Genomic DNA, 15437 nt, shown 5'->3' with positions numbered 1-15437 from the left:
GCCGCAGTCGTATTCACCAGGAGCACAGTTGAGGCATCGGACCATCGGAAGCAGGACGATCACGAACACCTCCGTCGCACTCACCGACCTCGGCTTCGGAGCCTCCGTCATCGGCAACCTCTACCGGGTCACCCCGGTCGAGGACGCGAACGCGGCGATCGAGACCGCCTGGGACGCGGGCATCCGCTACTTCGACACGGCCCCGCACTACGGACTCGGCCTGTCCGAACTGCGCCTCGGAGCCGCGCTGCGCGAGCGCCCCCGTGCCGAGTACGTGGTCTCCTCCAAGGTCGGCCGTCTCCTCGTCCCCAACGAGCGGCCCCAGGGTGTCGACAGTGAGGGCTTCGTCGTACGGGACGATCTGCGTCGGCAGTGGGACTTCAGCCGGGACGGGGTGCTCAGGTCCATCGAGGAGACGCTGGGGAGGACGGGCCTCGACCGGCTGGACATCGTCTATCTGCACGACCCCGACGACCACTGGCGGCAGGCGGCCGACGAGGCCATGCCCGCGCTCGCCGACCTGCGCGACCAGGGCGTCATCGGAGCCATCGGCGCCGGCATGAACCAGTCCGCCATGCTCGCCCGCTTCCTGCGCGAGACCGCCGCCGACGTCGTCATGCTCGCCGGCCGCTACACCCTCCTCGACCAGACCGCCCTGGACGACGTCCTGCCCGCCGCACAGGAACACGGCAAGAACGTGGTCGCCGTCGGCGTCTTCAACTCCGGCCTGCTCTCCAACGACCGGCCCGCCGAAGGCATGAAGTACGACTACCAGGATGCCCCGACCGCCCTGGTCGACCGGGCCCGGGCGATCGCCGACGTCTGCGCCGCCCACGGGACGACCCTGCCCGCGGCCGCGATCGCCTTCCCGTACACCCATCCCACTATCATCAACGTCACCCTCGGTATGCGGACTGCGGACCAGGTCGGACGGAACGTGGAACTCCATCAGCGGCACATTCCCGACCGGCTCTGGGAGGACCTTCGTGCCCAGGGACTGATCAGGTCGGACGTGCCCGGCAGGGGCGGAAGCGCGAGGAGTTCGCAGTGTCTCTGACGGACAGGGCCATCGACCAGATCCGTGAGCTGATCCGCACGGGTGCGCTGCCCCCGGGATCGAAGCTGCCCCCGGAACCGGATCTCGCCGCGCAGCTGGGCCTGTCCCGCAACCTCGCGCGGGAGGCGGTCAAGGCGCTGGCCGTGGCCCGGGTCCTGGAGGTCCGCCGCGGCGACGGCACCTATGTCACCAGCCTGCAGCCGAGCCTGCTGCTGGAGGGACTGGGCGGCGCGGTGGAGCTGCTGCAGGGCGACTCGGCCGCGCTGCAGGACCTCATGGAGGTACGCCGGCTGCTCGAACCCGTCGCCACCGGGCTGGCCGCCATCCGGATCGACGACGACCAGCTGGCCGAGGTCAAGGGCCACTTGGACGCCATGCGTGACGCCCGCGACGACGTGGAGCTGCTCAACCGGCACGACGCCGCCTTCCACCGCGCCGTGGTCGCGGCGACGGGCAACGAGACCCTGCTGACCCTGCTGGAGAGCGTCTCGGGCCGTACGCTGCGCGCCCGGATCTGGCGGGGCCTGGTCGACGACGAGGCCGCGGGCCGGACCCTCGCCGAGCACGAGGCGATCTACGCGGCCCTCGTCACCCGTGACTCCGGGCTCAGCCAGGCAGCCGCCCTGCTGCACGTGAGCAACACCGAACAGGCCCTGCGCGAGCACCTGCGTTCCAACCGGCATCTCAACTACGGAGCACCGGCGCAGAGCTGACGGGCGCCGGCTCGCGCACGGCCGGAAGGTCACCGGCCGGAAGGTCACCAGGGGGTGGAGGGCGGGGCGGACTGCTGCGCCGAGGCGTTGTCCCCGCCTGCGTGCCGGGCGCGTGCGGGTGCGGGCGCGGACCGGCGCCAGTCGTCGTCGTCACCGAGGACCATGTCGGGGTCGAACATGACGATGACCGCGGCGATCAGGAGGACGGCGAGCGGGCCCGCGAGCATCGCCAGCAGGAACGACAGCAGGTCGGCGGAGGACTGCGAGACGGCGGACCGCCCGGTGAGGTGGACGGAGACGGCGGCCATGCCGGTGTAGTGCATGCCGGTGACGGCGACGCCCATGACCAGGCTCGCTCCGAGACTCGCCCACAGTGTGTGGATGGAGACGGCGGCCCACAGCGCCGCCGTGGCGGCGACGACGGCGATGACGACGGACAGGACGACCGTCCTGGTGTCGTAGTGGACCGTGCCGTTGGTGTGGACGGCGGCCATCCCGAGGTAGTGCATGGCCGCGACGCCGAGGCCGGTGACCGCGCCCGCCGTCGCCAGGGTCGTCGGGGAGCCGCCCCGGTAGCCCACGAGGAACACGCCGAGGGCGACGACACCGATGGCGACCGCGAGGCTCAGGACCGTCTTCGTCAGGTCGTAGGTGACCAGGGCGCCCTGGACGCTGAAGCCGATCATGGCGATGAAGTGCATGGTCCAGATGCCGCAGCCGATCGAGATCGCGCCCAGGCACAGCCATCCGGCCCTGCGCTGCGGTCGCCGCAGCGACCGTGTCGTGCACCGCAGCCCGAGTGCCGCGCCGAGGCATGCCATGAGGTAGGCGGCGACCGGAGTCGCCGCGCCGTAGTAGAAATTGGAGACGGTGGCGTTCAAGGCGGGTTCCCTTCTCAGGTGTGCCGGCGGTCAGCGGCGAGGCACGGGTGTGCCGGCACATGGGTGGGGCGCACCTGCCTGCCACGTCGCGGGCCGGGCCGACGCGGTACCGGGTTTTCCGGCTCCTCGCCGGTCCCCGCATTCCGGGTTCGACCGCAGAGCCGACTGAAGACGCCCCCTGTCCCCCTGTCCCTCCCCCGACGCACGTGCGGTGCGCCTCGGCCTGGTTGACACCTGTCACCGGGCCACGTGGAAGTCCTGCCTCAGGGCAGAACGGGCGGGCCGGTCGACAGGTTCGAGCCACCTGGCCGGTAGTCCACGATTCAACCACATGGGTCGTGCGTCCTGTCCACATCGCGGTCCCTTCCGATGCGGAGTCAGGCGTGACTCTCGACACCGTGGTTCGAGCGGTGTCAGGTCGGGCGTGACTCCGGTCACCGACGCACTCGGGGCGCGTGCCGGACACGCTCCCGGACAGAACGAACCGCCGGCGCGGGGCACGCGCCGGCGGAACGGTGGAGGGGAGCCCGCGGCCTACGCCGACGTGAGGCCGAGGCGCTCCGCGAGTTCGTGGGCGTCGATGCCGTACGTCTCCCGGACGCGCACGCCCTCGGGGCCGACGTCGAAGACGCCGTGGTCGGTGTAGACACGGCTGACACAGCCGACGCCGGTGAGCGGGTAGGTGCAGCGGGGTACGAGCTTCGGCTCTCCGGAACGGGTGAAGAGAGTCATCATCACGTAGACGTCCTTGGCACCGATGGCGAGGTCCATGGCACCGCCGACGGCGGGGATGTCGTCGGCGGCGCCGGTGTGCCAGTTGGCCAGGTCGCCGTCGAAGGCGACCTGGTAGGCGCCGAGCACGCAGACGTCGAGGTGGCCGCCGCGCATCATGGCGAAGGAGTCGGCGTGGTGGAAGTACGCCGCGCCCGGCAGCTCGGTCACCGGCACCTTGCCGGCGTTGGTCAGGTCCGGGTCGATCGCGTCGCCCTCGGCCTTCGGCCCCATGTTGAGCATGCCGTTCTCGGTGTGCAGCACCACCCCGGAGTCGGCCGGGAGATGGTCGGCGATCCGGGTCGGCTGGCCGATACCGAGGTTGACGAAGGCGCCGGCCGGGATGTCGCGGGCGATGACGGCTGCCAGTTCGTCCGTCGAGAGCCGGTGGTCGGCGGTCCTCGGCACTCCGGCGTACGCCGGTCCGCGGGACGTGGTGGTCATCGGGCCCCCTGCACGGTGTAGCGGCGGGCCTCCACCTGGACGACCCGGTCGACGTAGATGGACGGCGTGACGACGGCCTCGGGGTCGAGCTTCCCGGCCTCGACGACCTGGTCCACCTGGACGACCGTCGTCGTCGCGGCCGTCGCCATGACCGGGCCGAAGTTGCGCGCGGTCCTGCGGTAGACGAGGTTGCCCAGGGTGTCCGCCATGTGGGCGCCGATCAGCGCGTAGTCGCCCTTGATGGGGTACTCCAGCAGGTACGTGCGGCCGTCGATCTCCCGGACCTCCTTGCCCTCGGCGAGCGGTGTGCCGACGGCGGTCGGGCAGTAGAACGCGCCGATGCCGGCCCCGGCCGCGCGCATCCGCTCGGCGAGGTTGCCCTGCGGCACCACCTCCAGTTCGACCTTCCCCTCGCGGTAGAGGCCGTCGAAGACCCAGGAGTCGGCCTGGCGCGGGAAGGAGCAGAGCACCTTGCGCACCCGGCCGGCGGCGAGCAGCGCGGCCAGCCCGACATCGCCGTTGCCGGCGTTGTTGGAGACGATGGTGAGGTCCTTGGCGCCCTGCCGGATGAGCGCGTCGATCAGGTCGAACGGCATCCCGGCCATGCCGAAGCCGCCGACGAGGACGGTGGAGCCGTCCTCCACCCCGGCGACCGCGGCATCGGTGCTCTCGACGATCTCCGCCCGGCTCACGCTGCCGCCCCCGTCGTGTCGCAGTTCTCCAGGACGACGGCCAGGCCCTGGCCGACACCGATGCAGATCGCGGCGACACCGTAGCGCTGCCCCGTCTCGCGCAGCACCTTGGCCAGGGTGGCGAGGACCCGCCCGCCGGAAGCGCCCAGCGGGTGGCCGATCGCGATGGCTCCGCCCTTCTGGTTGACGAGGGCGGGGTCGATCTTCCAGGCGTCGAGGCAGGCGAGGGACTGCACGGCGAAGGCCTCGTTGATCTCGACCGCTCCCACCTGGTCCCAGCCGATCCCGGCCCGGGCCAGCGCGCGATTCGCGGCCTCGACCGGTGCGTAGCCGAAGGCCTCCGGTTCGAGGGCCATCACGCCGCGGCCGGCGATCCGGGCGACCGGGTCGGTGCCGATGGCGGCCGCGGCCCGTTCGCTGCCCAGCAGCACCGCGGAGGCCCCGTCGTTGAGCGGGCTGGCGTTGCCCGCCGTGATGGTGCCGCCCTGTTCCGGCGTACGGAACGACGTCTTGAGCCCGGCCAGCACCTCGGGGGTGGATCCGGGCCGGATGCCCTCGTCGCGGGTGAGGTCGGCACCCTCGACCCGCACGACCAGGTCGTCGTAGAAGCCCGACTCCCAGGCTTCGTGGGCGAGTCGGTGGGAGCGGGCGGCGAACTCGTCCTGCCGCTCGCGGGAGATGCCGAAGCGTTCCCCGAGCCGTTCGTTGGCCTCGCCGAGGCTGACCGTCCACTCCTTCGGCATCCGCGGGTTGACCAGTCGCCAGCCGAGCGTGGTCGAGACCGCGGTGACATCGCCGGCCGGGAACGGCTTGGCCGACTTGGGCAGCACCCAGGGCGCCCGGGTCATCGACTCCACGCCACCGGTCAGCACCACCTCGGCGTCCCCGGACTCGATGGTGCGGCTGGCCGCCATCGCCGCGTCGAGGCTGGAGCCGCACAGCCGGTTGACCGTGGTGCCGGGCACGCTCACCGGAAGCCCGGCGAGCAGCGCCGCCATGCGGCCGACGTTGCGATTGTCCTCGCCGGCGCCGTTGGCGTTGCCCCAGACCACGTCGTCGATCGCGGCGGGGTCGAGGTCCGGCACCCCGGCGAGTGTCGAGGTGATCGCGGCGGCGGCGAGGTCGTCGGGGCGGACCCCGGCCAGCGCACCGTTGAAGCGGCCGAAGGGCGTCCGGGTCGCGGCGTACAGGAAAGCACTCATGGCAGCGACGCTACTGCCCGGCCACAATATTCTGAAGTACGCATATCCCGACCGATTGATATGGACGACATATGGATCTGCGGCATCTCCGGTACTTCGTGGCGGTGGCCGAGGAGCGTCACTTCGGTCGCGCCGCCGAACGGCTGCACATGGCCCAGCCGCCGCTCTCCCAGCAGATCCGCCGGCTGGAGAGCGAGCTGGGCGTCGAACTGCTCCACCGCACCACCCGCCGGGTCGATCTGACCGAGGCCGGCCGGGCCTATCTGGAGCGGGCCCGCGCGATCCTCGCCGAGGTCGACGAGGCCGCGCACCACGCTCGCCGCGTCGCCGCCGGAACGGTGGGCCACCTCGCGATCGGCTGCGTGGGCTCGGCGACGTACAGCCTGCTGCCCGCGCTCTCGCGGCGGCTCGCGGAGGAGCTGCCCGGCGTCGACTTCTCCTTCCGCGGCGAGATGCTGGCGCCCGACCAGGCCGAGGCGCTGCGCACCGGCGCGATCGACGTGGCGTTGCTGCGTCCCCCGGTGGCCGGCCCGTCCCTCACCGTGCACGCGCTGCGGCGGGACCGGCTCGTCGTCGCCGTGCCGGTCGACCATCCGCTCGCCCGCCGGAAACGGCTGCGCGTCACGGACCTCGACGGCGCCGACCTGATCGTGCACTCCGCCGACCGTCGTTCGGTGATGTACGGCGTGGTCGTGGGGCTCCTGCGCGACGCGGGCGTCGAGCCGCACGTCCGCCACGAGGTGGGCGAGACCTCCACGCTGGTCACGCTCGTGGCCGGGGGCCTCGGTGTCGCGGTGGTGCCCGAGCCCGTGACCGCGCTGGCGCTCGACGGCGTGGCCTACCTGCCGCTGGCCGGGGCCGACGCGCGCGTGGAACTGGCCGTCGCCCACCGGGCCGAGCGCGCCGAGCCGCATCTGGCGCGCACCGTGGGGATCATCCGCGCGATGTTCTGACGGCGCCGCCGGCCGGCCGGTCCGGCAGGTCGAGGAGCAGCCCGAGCGTCACCGGCGACCGCTGCCGCGACGCGCCCCGCGACGCACGGCAAACCCGGCAAACCCGGCAACCGGTGAAACGTCCTGTGCGTCCTGGTCCGCGCCAGCTGTTCCGCGGACCACAATGAGCCATCGACGCCCAGGGGAAGGACCCTTCCGTGGCCGACTACTCACTGACCCTCGACGACTCGGAGATCGCGCGCTACCGGCTGATGGCCGACATCGCCGAGCGGCGGGAACGCGAGCTGTGGACCGCTGCCGGGGTGGTGTCCGGGGCGCGGATCGCGGACGTGGGGTGCGGGCCGGGCGCGCTCTCCGTGCGGCTGGCGGACATCGCCGCCCCCGGGGGCGCCGTCTGGGCCGTGGACCGCGACGCCGGTGCACTGGCCGTCGCCGCCGCGCTCGCCGAACGCTCCGGTGTCCCCGTGCACACCTCCACCGGCTCCGCCGAGGCCACCACGCTGCCCGAGGACACCTTCGACGTGGTGATGCTCCGGCACGTCCTCGCCCACAACGGCGGCCGGGAGCAGGCGATCGTGGACCACCTGGCCGGGCTGGCCAGGCCTGACGGCGGCACGGTGTACCTCGTCGACATCGACGCGACCGCCTTCCGGCTGCGGGGCGCGCCCGCCGCGTACGAGGAGATGAGCGAGCGCTATCTCGCGCTGCACCGGCGCCGGGGCAACGACCTGACCGTCGGCACCCGGCTCGACGAACTCCTCACCGCCGCCGGCCTCGAAGTCAGCGCCTACGAGGGGCACATCGACGTGATGACGCCTCCGCCCGGCATGCGGGGTCCCGCCTGGGCCGCGCGTGACACCCTGCTCGCCGAGGGTCTGGCCACCCCGGACGACATCGCCCGCTGGGACGAGGGGTTCCGAGCGGCCGAACGGTCCCTGTCCGACCTCCGTTTCTTCGGCCACACCTATGTCGCCGTGGGCCGCCGCGCCTAACTGCGGGGTGCCGCGCGGCGCGCCGGCCCCCTGCAGGGGGCTCGCTCGAAGGAGCAGCCCGGGTCAGGGGCCTCCTCGGAGAACGGGGAGCCGTGCAGGAGGACGTGGAACAGCGGCCCGTGGTGGTGGTGCCGGCCGGTGACCTGGCCCGGCGGGAGGGTGATCTCCCGCCGGGTGTGGCCCGTGCCGTCGACGGTGGTCCGGCTGATGACCCGGCCCGAGATCCCCGGGCCCGCGGGGGTGGCGTGGGCGGTGCCGCACGGGCCGCCGCAGGCGCTGTCGGCGACGAAGCCCCGAAGGTTCACCCGCATCCTGCCGGGACTTCACGCGTTCTGGCCGTCAGCCGATGCTCCGGTCGTGCCCGGACCAGTACGGCTCCCGCAGTTTGAACTTCTGGATCTTCCCGGTCGCCGTCCGGGGGATGGCGTCCCGGAACTCCACGCTCGTAGGGGCCTTGAATCCCGCCATCCGCTCCTTGCAGTGGGCGATGATCTCCGCCTCGGTCACCGTCGCTCCCTCGGCTCGGACGACCAGGGCCTTGACCGTCTCGCCCCACTTCGCGTCCGGCACGCCGATGACCGCGACCTCGGCCACCCCGGGGTGACCGAAGACGGTGTCCTCGACCTCGATGGACGACACGTTCTCACCGCCGGTGATGATGACGTCCTTCTTGCGGTCCGAGATCGTCAGATGGCCGTCCTCCGGGTCGAGCGTCCCGCCGTCGCCCGTGTGGAACCAGCCGTCCTCCAGCACGGCCGCCGTCTCCTCGGGCTTCTCCCAGTACCCGTCGAGGACCACGTTGGACCGCGCCAGCACCTCTCCGGAGTCCGCCACGCGCAGCTTCACACCGAGCGCCGGCAACCCCGCCCGTGACAGTCTCCGGGCCCGCTCCTCGCCCCGCAGCGCGTCGTCCCCGGGCCGCGCGCGGTTGAACGTCAGCAACGGAGAGGTCTCCGTCAGGCCGTAGATCTGGGTGAACTCCCAGCCCAGCTCCTCCTCGACCCGCTGGATCGTCCGGCTCGGCGGCGGCGCTCCCGCGCACACGATACGTACCCGGTCGCGTCCCGGCACCGGGCCCTGCCAGGTCGCCGCCGCGTCCAGCACCGCGTTCCACACGGCCGGCGCGCCGCACATCAGCGTGACGCCGTGCTCGTCCACCCGGCGCAGGATCTCGGCCCCGTCGGCCTTGCGCAGCACCACCTGCTTGGCGCCGAGACCGGCCATCACGAACGGCATCCCCCAGCCGTTGCAGTGGAACATCGGCAACGTGTGCAGGTACACGTCGCGTTCCCAGGCCCGGGTGTGCAGACCGAAGGTCAGTGCGTTGACCCAGATGTTGCGGTGCGTGAGCCGGACCCCTTTGGGGCGTGCCGTCGTGCCCGAGGTGTAGTTGATCGTCGCGGTGGCGTCCTCGTCCGGCCTCGACCAGGGTTTCGGCTCCACCCCGAAGCGCATCAGCTCGGCGTCCGACGGCTCCCCCAGTGTGAACCGGTGGGCCACCTCGACCCCGGCGACCGCGTCCTCGACCTCCGGATCGGTGAGCAGCACCGAGGCACCGCTCTGGCGCACCACGTACTCGATCTCCTCCGCCTTCAGCCGGAAGTTGACCGGAACACAGATTCGCCCACCCCTCGGCACCGCGAACAGAAGTTCGAGCAGTCGGGCCGAGTTGTGGCTGACCACCGCCACCCGCTCGCCCTCCCCCACCCCCAGGGCGTCCAGCCCCGCCTGCCAGGCCCGCACCCGCTCCCCCAGCCGCCCGTACGTCGACGGCGGCAACGGCGCCGCGGGCTGGTCCGGCTCGTCGATCACCCCCGGGCTGTCGGCGAACCCCAGCTCCGCCCGGTCCAGGAAGTCGGCCATCGTCATCGGAACGCGCATCTGTCTCCCACTCCCCTGCATCCGGCCCGGCACGGACCAGGAAACCGCATCCCGTGCGGGCGGCGGCAGAGGCCGGTGACATGGCGTGTCCCCGGACAGGGCGTATTGGGAGCAGATGTACGAGGGTGAGGCTTATGTGAACATTTGTTGGGAACTCGGGGTGCGCAGCGGTCGTCGGTGGGGCTCCGGCCCGGCGGACGGCCTCGGGCGACGGACGAGGGAGAGACCGTGACCGTTCGTGTGGGCGTAGAGGAAGAGTTCCATGTTCTGGACGCGGAAAACGGGCGGCTGGTACCGGGAGCCGGCGCGATTCTCGGCCGGGTACCCGGACCGGAGTTCAAGGCCGAGCTGCAGCGGTCGGCGGTGGAGTGGAACAGCCCGGTGCACGCCTCCCTGGAGTCCCTGCACGCCGACCTGACCGGAGCGCGGCGACGGCTGGCCTCGGCGGCCTCCGACGTCGGACTGTCCGTCGTCGCGGCCGGGACCGTACCGCTCGCGCGGATGACGCCCGGTGACACGACCCCGGACTTCCGCTACCGGTACATGGCCGAGGAGTACCGGCGCGTCGCGGACGAGCACCTGGTGTGCAGCGCGCAGGTCCACGTCGACGTACCCGACCGGGACACGGCCGTACGGATCATGTGCGCCGTCTCGCCGTGGCTGCCCCCGCTGCTGGCCCTGTCCGCCAGCTCACCGTTCTGGCTGGGCGCGGACACGGGCTACGCGAGCTGGCGCACGATGCTGTGGCAGCGCTGGCCCACCGCCGGGCCGGTCGGCTGCTTCGCCGGAGCCGCCGAGTACGACGCCGCCGTCCAGGGTCTGATCCGCTCCGGCGTGATCAAGGATTCGGGAATGGTCTACTACGACCTCCGGCCGAGCGAGCACCAGCGGACCCTGGAGCTGCGCATCTGCGACGCCGCTCCGCGCCCCGAGACGGTCGTGCTCGTCACCGGACTGTTCCGGGCCCTCGTGGAGGAGGCCCGGCTCCTGCTGGAGCGGGAGCCGGGACGGGTCTGCGAGGGCGGGCACGAGTGGCTGCGTGCCGCCGTCTGGCGCGCCGCCCGGTCCGGCCTGGAGGGCGACCTGGTCGACCCCGTCACCCGAACCGCCGAGCCCGCGCCTGCCGTCCTGGGCGGGATGCTCCGACGGCTGCGGCCGACCCTGGAGGCCCTCGGCGACTGGGACACCGTGCCCGTCCTCATGGAGGAGGCCCTGGCCCGGGGCAGCGCGGCGCACCGCCTGCGCCGCGTGGCCGGGGAGCAGGGGCTGCCGGCCTGCGTCGCCTCGCTGGTCGCCGAGACCCGCGGCGAGCGCGCGCCGAGCCCCGCCGCCAACGCCGTACGCCGACCCGTCACGGTGGCCGACACCGCCCCGCCCGGGGCCCCGGCGCCGTTCTCGGTGGGGACCCTCGGCGGCTGATACCCGAGCGCATGCAGGAAGGCAGGCACCCGCTTGTCGCCACCGACGACTCACCCCGGTGCGGTGAAACCGGACGGAAAGGCCGTCCTCCGCCCGTGGTGCGGTGCCGCCCGCGATCAAGGAGAGTGGCTCGCATGCCCAGCAGGAACACCGACACGCACGCGAATCCGAGCGGCTCGTTCGCCCTCGTGGGTCCGCCCCCGAGCGAGGCCGGCGGCCGGCCCCTGCGAGGGGGTGCGGCCTGATGTGCGGCCTGAGCGGAGAGATCCGCTTCGACGGTGGACGGCCCGATCTGGCGGCCGTGGAGCGCATGACCGACCGTCTCGCTCCCCGTGGTCCGGACGGCAGGGGCCTGTGGTCCCAGGGCCCCGTCGCACTGGGGCACCGCCGACTGAAGATCATCGATCTGTCGGAGTGCGGCGCCCAGCCGATGGCCGACCCCGAGGCGCGGATCGCCGGTGTCTTCAACGGATGCGTCTACAACTACCAGGAGCTGCGCGCGGAACTGCGCGGTCTCGGCCACCGCTTCTTCTCCGGCTCCGACACCGAGGTGGTGCTCAAGGCCTACCAGCAGTGGGGAACCGCCTGCGTCGACCGCTTCTACGGCATGTTCGCCTTCGTCATCGTCGAACTGACCACCGGGCGCGTGGTGCTGGCCCGTGACCGGCTCGGCATCAAGCCGCTGTACCTGGCCGAGGCGCCGGGACGGCTGCGGTTCGCCTCCTCGCTGCCGGCCCTCCTGGCGGGCGGCGGCGTCGACACCTCGCTCGACCCGGTCGCGCTGCACCAGTACATGAGCTGGCACGCCACCGTGGCCGCGCCCCGCACCGTCCTCACCGGCGTGCGCAGGCTGCCGGCCGCCACCGTACGCGTCATCGAGCCGGACGGGAGCCAGCGCGACCACTGCTACTGGCGGCCCCCCTACACCCGTCGTCCCGAACACGCGGGGATGGACGCGGACGACTGGCGGGACGCGGTCCTGGACGCGCTGCGCACCGCCGTACGCCGGCGCATGGTCGCCGACGTGCCGGTGGGCGTCCTGCTGTCGGGCGGTCTCGACTCCAGCCTGATCGTGGCCCTGCTGGCCGACGAGGGGCAGCGCGATCTCGCGACGTTCAGCGTGGGGTTCGAGTCCGAGGGTGGCGAGAGCGGTGACGAGTTCCCCTACTCCGACCTGGTCGCCCGGCACTTCGGCACGGACCACCACCAGCTGATGGTCCCCTCGGACCGGGTGTCGACCGCGCTGGACGCGGCGATCGAGGCGATGAGCGAGCCGATGGTCAGCCATGACGTGGTGGCCTTCCACCTGCTGTCGGAGCAGGTGGCGAAGGAGGTCAAGGTCGTCCAGAGCGGCCAGGGCGCGGACGAGGTCTTCGCCGGCTACCACTGGTACCCGGACATGGCCGCCGTCGAGCGGGAGCGCGCGCACGAGGTCTACGGCGAGACGTACTTCGACCGGTCGCACTCCGAGCTGGCGGGGATCGTCCAGCCCTCTCTGCTGCCCGACCACGACGTGTCCGGCCGCTTCGTGGCGGAGCACATGGCCCGCCCGGGCGCCGAGACCGCGCTGGACGCGGCGCTGCGGCTCGACGCCGAGGTGATGCTCGTCGACGATCCCGTCAAGCGGGTCGACAACATGACCATGGACTGGGGGCTGGAGGCCCGCGTCCCCTTCCTCGACCACGAGCTGGTGGAGCTGGCCGCCGCCTGCCCGCCGGAACTGAAGCTCGCCGACGGTGGCAAGGGCGTCCTGCGGGCCGCCGGCCGCCGGGTCCTGCCCTCCGCGGTCGTCGACCAGCCCAAGGGGTACTTCCCGGTGCCCGCCGTCAAGCACATGGCCGGCCCCGTACTGAGCCGGGTTCGCGAGGCCCTGACGGCGCCCGAGGCCAGGTCACGGGGCGTCTTCCAGGACGCGTACGTGGAACGGCTGCTGTCGGCGCCGGACGAGCACCGCACCAGGCGAGGGGCGAACCAGTTGTGGCAGGTGGCTCTGCTGGAGATATGGCTGCAGACGCACGGAATCAGTTGACCGGCGCGCAGGGGGCCAGGAACGCGTACTCCGCGACGGACGCCGCGGCGCAGCGGCCGCCGGGTCTCCCCTCCCGCGCCCCCGTCGGCGAGAACGTCGTCGACGGGGTGCCGTGGCGGGCCGAGGAGGACGGCGCGGCCCCGGCCGCCGGGACGACGGCCGTGTCCCCGACGACGCCCGTCACGGTTCCGGCGCCGGCGCAGGTCCCGCTGCCCGACAACGCCGGCCCGCTGGACACACCCCAGCCGCTGAGGTCCCACGGCTGCTGGTATCCGTCGGTGGATCCGAGCGGCGCGCACGTCGCCTTCATCTGCGACCGCGGGGGCGTGCCACAGCTATGGAGCGGCCCGGTCGGCGGACACGAGGTCCATCTGCTGGACTCCGATCCCCATCCGGTCAAGGAGGTGGCCTGGTCGCCCGACGGCCGCTGGATCGCCTACACCACCGCGCCGGGCGGCGGCGAGCACACTCGCGTGCTGTGCGTGCGCCCCGACGGCACCGGGCGCCGCATCCTGGCCGGTGCCGAGCCCGGCAGCTCCGCCTACCTGGGCTGCTGGCAGCACGACGGCTCGGCAGTCGCCGTCACCGTCGCCGAGCCGGTTCCCGCGCCGGGCGAGGGCGAGGCCGAGGAGTGGCCGGCCCTCGCGGAGCCCGGCCTCGCCGACCCCGGTACGTACACCGCCCGCCGCCCGCCGGGGTGGGCCGCCCGGGACGGCCGGGCGGTGCTGCTGGGCGGTCCGCACCACGGCGACGCCGGTCCCGCCGCCCACACTCGGACCGCACGGGGAGGGGATGAAGCCGGGGACGCTCACGATCCCCCGCACCTGTCGGGGGCCGGGCCGTCGCCCGGGCCGGACAGTGCGTCCGCCGACGCGGCCGGCGGAGGGCTGGCCGCCTACCTCGTCGATCCCTTGGGCGTGGCCGCCCCCGCCCTGCTGGCGGTCGAGCGCGGCGCCGCCACCCTGCGCGTGTGCGACATCAGCCGGGACGGACGCCTGGCCCTGGTGCGCCGGGGCCCGCGCGGGCGCCGTGAGGCCCTCGTCGTCCGCACCACCGACCTGCGGACCACCTTCGCCCTGCCGGTCGCCGACGGTGATCCGTGGATCGGCCGGTTCTCCCCGGACGGCGGCACACTGTGGCTGCGCAGCGACGCCTCCCGCGAGTTCGCGGCGCTGTTCGCCGTGCGCCTGGACCCCGGCGGCGCGGGGCTCGGGCTGTCCGTCGCCGCCGAGCGCGCGGACTGCGGACTGGAACTGCTGGCCTTCGGGCGCGACGGGCGTACGGCGGCACTGTCCTGGAACGTGCGCGGGGCCAGTGAGCTGGAGGTCACCGCCGTCTCGGCGCCGGCCGGCGAGGACGCCCGCACGGGGCCGCGGCAGACGGTGGCGCTGCCGCACGAGGTGGTGACCCGCGTCCCGCGGGTCGGCGGCCGGGCCGGACTGGTACTGGCCCTGTCCGGTTCGCAGCGCCGGCCGGGCGTGTGGTGGTTCCCGGACGGCACGGCGCGGCGCACGCGGTGGTCGTCCCGCGACGAGGACGCGGTGCCGCCCGGCCGTCCCCCCGTGCGTCCCGTTCCGCTGCGGCTGGCGGCGCGCGACGGCCTGCCGCTGAACGGCTGGTACTACCGCGCGCCGGGCCGGGGGCCCGGGGTGCCGGCGCCCTGCGTCCTGCATCTGCACGGCGGCCCGGAGGAACAGGAACGCCCGGTCTTCAACCCGCTCTACCACGAACTGCTGGGCCGGGGTGTGGACGTGTTCGCGCCGGACGTGCGCGGCTCGTCGGGACACGGCAGGTCGTTCGTCGACGCCGACCTCGGCACCGGGAGGTTCGCCGCGATCGAGGACGTCGCCGACTGCGCGGCCCACGTCGTCGTGGCCGGCCTCGCCGATCCGCGACGGCTGGCCGTCATGGGCCGCTCGTACGGCGGCTACCTGGTGATGGCCTGCCTGGTGTGGCACCCGGACCTCTTCCGCACCGGCGTCGCGGCCTGCGGCATGTCCGACTTCGCGACCTTCTATGCCGGCACCGAGCCGTGGATCGCGGAGTCGGCCGCGCACAAGTACGGCCATCCGGAACACGACCGTGAACTGCTGCGCTCGCTGTCCCCGATGACCCGCGTCGACGCGCTGCGGGTTCCCGTCCTCACCGTCCACGGGGAGCACGACACCAATGTGCCGCTCGGCGAGTCCGAGCAGTTCGTCCGCGCGGCCCGCGAACGCGGTCTGGAGGCCGAACTGCTCCTGCTGCGCGAGGAGGGCCACGACTTCCTGCGCGCGGACAGCCGCAGACTCTTCCGCCGGACCGCCGCCGACTGGATCCAGCGGCACATCGCGGACTGACACCGCCTGCACCGTCATGTGCGGTCTTGTGCCCCTGGGCAGCCTGCGTCAGGCGCGGAGCCCT

13 protein-coding genes are annotated in these 15437 nt (G+C 73.0%); 7 read left to right on the top strand and 6 right to left on the bottom strand.

The annotated features are described in order from the left end of the window. Positions 1–28 precede the first annotated feature (28 nt). Both ACFU5F_RS32635 and ACFU5F_RS32630 read left to right on the top strand, forming a co-directional pair. Positions 29–1057 carry an aldo/keto reductase gene (locus ACFU5F_RS32635; RefSeq protein ID WP_383895135.1) on the top strand — a complete coding sequence of 343 codons (1029 nt, stop codon included), beginning with the start codon at positions 29–31 and terminating at the stop codon, positions 1055–1057. Further along, the gene (locus ACFU5F_RS32630) at positions 1048–1770 is read left to right on the top strand and encodes a FadR/GntR family transcriptional regulator (protein ID WP_383895132.1); all 723 of its coding nucleotides are present in this window, start codon (positions 1048–1050) and stop codon (positions 1768–1770) included. Before ACFU5F_RS32635 ends, ACFU5F_RS32630 begins: the two co-directional genes overlap by 10 nt. A 44-nt stretch (positions 1771–1814) precedes the next feature. Here ACFU5F_RS32630 and ACFU5F_RS32625 read toward each other — a convergent pair whose 3' ends face one another. The 4 genes from ACFU5F_RS32625 to ACFU5F_RS32610 form a co-directional block, all read right to left on the bottom strand. Next, positions 1815–2651 carry an MHYT domain-containing protein gene (locus ACFU5F_RS32625; protein ID WP_383895129.1) on the bottom strand — a complete coding sequence of 279 codons (837 nt, stop codon included), beginning with the start codon at positions 2649–2651 and terminating at the stop codon, positions 1815–1817. 534 nt (positions 2652–3185) lie between these two features. After that, on the bottom strand, positions 3186–3866 hold the full coding sequence (locus ACFU5F_RS32620; RefSeq protein WP_383895126.1) for a 3-oxoacid CoA-transferase subunit B: 681 nt from the start codon (positions 3864–3866) through the stop codon (positions 3186–3188). Next, entirely contained in the window at positions 3863–4558 is a 696-nt protein-coding gene (locus ACFU5F_RS32615; RefSeq protein ID WP_383895124.1) for a 3-oxoacid CoA-transferase subunit A, read from the bottom strand. The genes ACFU5F_RS32620 and ACFU5F_RS32615 overlap by 4 nt, the downstream gene beginning before the upstream one ends. Then, positions 4555–5760, bottom strand: coding sequence for a thiolase family protein (locus ACFU5F_RS32610; protein WP_383895121.1), 1206 nt, complete (start codon positions 5758–5760; stop codon positions 4555–4557). Before ACFU5F_RS32610 ends, ACFU5F_RS32615 begins: the two co-directional genes overlap by 4 nt. Before the next feature lie 71 nt (positions 5761–5831). On the opposite strand from ACFU5F_RS32610, the gene ACFU5F_RS32605 reads away from it, so the two are divergent. Then, positions 5832–6713 carry a LysR substrate-binding domain-containing protein gene (locus tag ACFU5F_RS32605; RefSeq protein ID WP_383895118.1) on the top strand — a complete coding sequence of 294 codons (882 nt, stop codon included), beginning with the start codon at positions 5832–5834 and terminating at the stop codon, positions 6711–6713. 197 nt (positions 6714–6910) lie between these two features. Then, the gene (locus tag ACFU5F_RS32600; protein ID WP_383895115.1) at positions 6911–7705 is read left to right on the top strand and encodes a class I SAM-dependent methyltransferase; all 795 of its coding nucleotides are present in this window, start codon (positions 6911–6913) and stop codon (positions 7703–7705) included. Here the strand turns inward: ACFU5F_RS32600 and ACFU5F_RS32595 are convergent. Together ACFU5F_RS32595 and ACFU5F_RS32590 are read right to left on the bottom strand one after the other, a co-directional pair. Continuing rightward, complete coding sequence (locus tag ACFU5F_RS32595; RefSeq protein ID WP_383895112.1) at positions 7702–8016, bottom strand: hypothetical protein; 315 nt, start codon at positions 8014–8016, stop codon at positions 7702–7704. The genes ACFU5F_RS32600 and ACFU5F_RS32595 overlap by 4 nt on opposite strands. Positions 8017–8044: 28 nt before the next feature. Continuing rightward, on the bottom strand, positions 8045–9586 hold the full coding sequence (locus tag ACFU5F_RS32590) for an AMP-binding protein (protein WP_383895110.1): 1542 nt from the start codon (positions 9584–9586) through the stop codon (positions 8045–8047). A 228-nt stretch (positions 9587–9814) separates the two neighbouring features. Here ACFU5F_RS32590 and ACFU5F_RS32585 point away from each other — a divergent pair, with 228 nt between their 5' ends. The 3 genes from ACFU5F_RS32585 (at position 9815) to ACFU5F_RS32575 (ending at position 15373) form a co-directional block, all read left to right on the top strand. Then, on the top strand, positions 9815–11005 hold the full coding sequence (locus ACFU5F_RS32585) for a YbdK family carboxylate-amine ligase (RefSeq protein WP_383895107.1): 1191 nt from the start codon (positions 9815–9817) through the stop codon (positions 11003–11005). A 244-nt stretch (positions 11006–11249) separates the two neighbouring features. After that, entirely contained in the window at positions 11250–13034 is a 1785-nt protein-coding gene (locus tag ACFU5F_RS32580; protein WP_383895103.1) for an N-acetylglutaminylglutamine amidotransferase, read from the top strand. Beyond that, positions 13007–15373 carry a prolyl oligopeptidase family serine peptidase gene (locus ACFU5F_RS32575; protein ID WP_383895100.1) on the top strand — a complete coding sequence of 789 codons (2367 nt, stop codon included), beginning with the start codon at positions 13007–13009 and terminating at the stop codon, positions 15371–15373. The genes ACFU5F_RS32580 and ACFU5F_RS32575 overlap by 28 nt, the downstream gene beginning before the upstream one ends. Positions 15374–15437: the final 64 nt, after the last annotated feature.

The organism is Streptomyces sp. NPDC057438 (genome assembly GCF_042802995.1).
GTDB lineage: Bacteria > Actinomycetota > Actinomycetes > Streptomycetales > Streptomycetaceae > Streptomyces.
The sequence above is the reverse complement of the archived record's forward strand: the minus strand, read 5'-3'. Positions and strand labels throughout refer to the sequence as shown.

What these genes read in the sequence shown, in the direction of transcription:
- ACFU5F_RS32620 (WP_383895126.1), bottom strand. Translation starts at nt 3,866, where the DNA reads ATGACCACCACGTCCCGCGGACCGGCGTACGCCGGAGTGCCGAGGACC.
- ACFU5F_RS32610 (WP_383895121.1), bottom strand. Translation starts at nt 5,760, where the DNA reads ATGAGTGCTTTCCTGTACGCCGCGACCCGGACGCCCTTCGGCCGCTTC.
- ACFU5F_RS32605 (WP_383895118.1), top strand. Translation starts at nt 5,832, where the DNA reads ATGGATCTGCGGCATCTCCGGTACTTCGTGGCGGTGGCCGAGGAGCGT.
- ACFU5F_RS32595 (WP_383895112.1), bottom strand. Translation starts at nt 8,016, where the DNA reads ATGCGGGTGAACCTTCGGGGCTTCGTCGCCGACAGCGCCTGCGGCGGC.
- ACFU5F_RS32590 (WP_383895110.1), bottom strand. Translation starts at nt 9,586, where the DNA reads ATGCGCGTTCCGATGACGATGGCCGACTTCCTGGACCGGGCGGAGCTG.
- ACFU5F_RS32580 (WP_383895103.1), top strand. Translation starts at nt 11,250, where the DNA reads ATGTGCGGCCTGAGCGGAGAGATCCGCTTCGACGGTGGACGGCCCGAT.
- ACFU5F_RS32575 (WP_383895100.1), top strand. Translation starts at nt 13,007, where the DNA reads ATGGCTGCAGACGCACGGAATCAGTTGACCGGCGCGCAGGGGGCCAGG.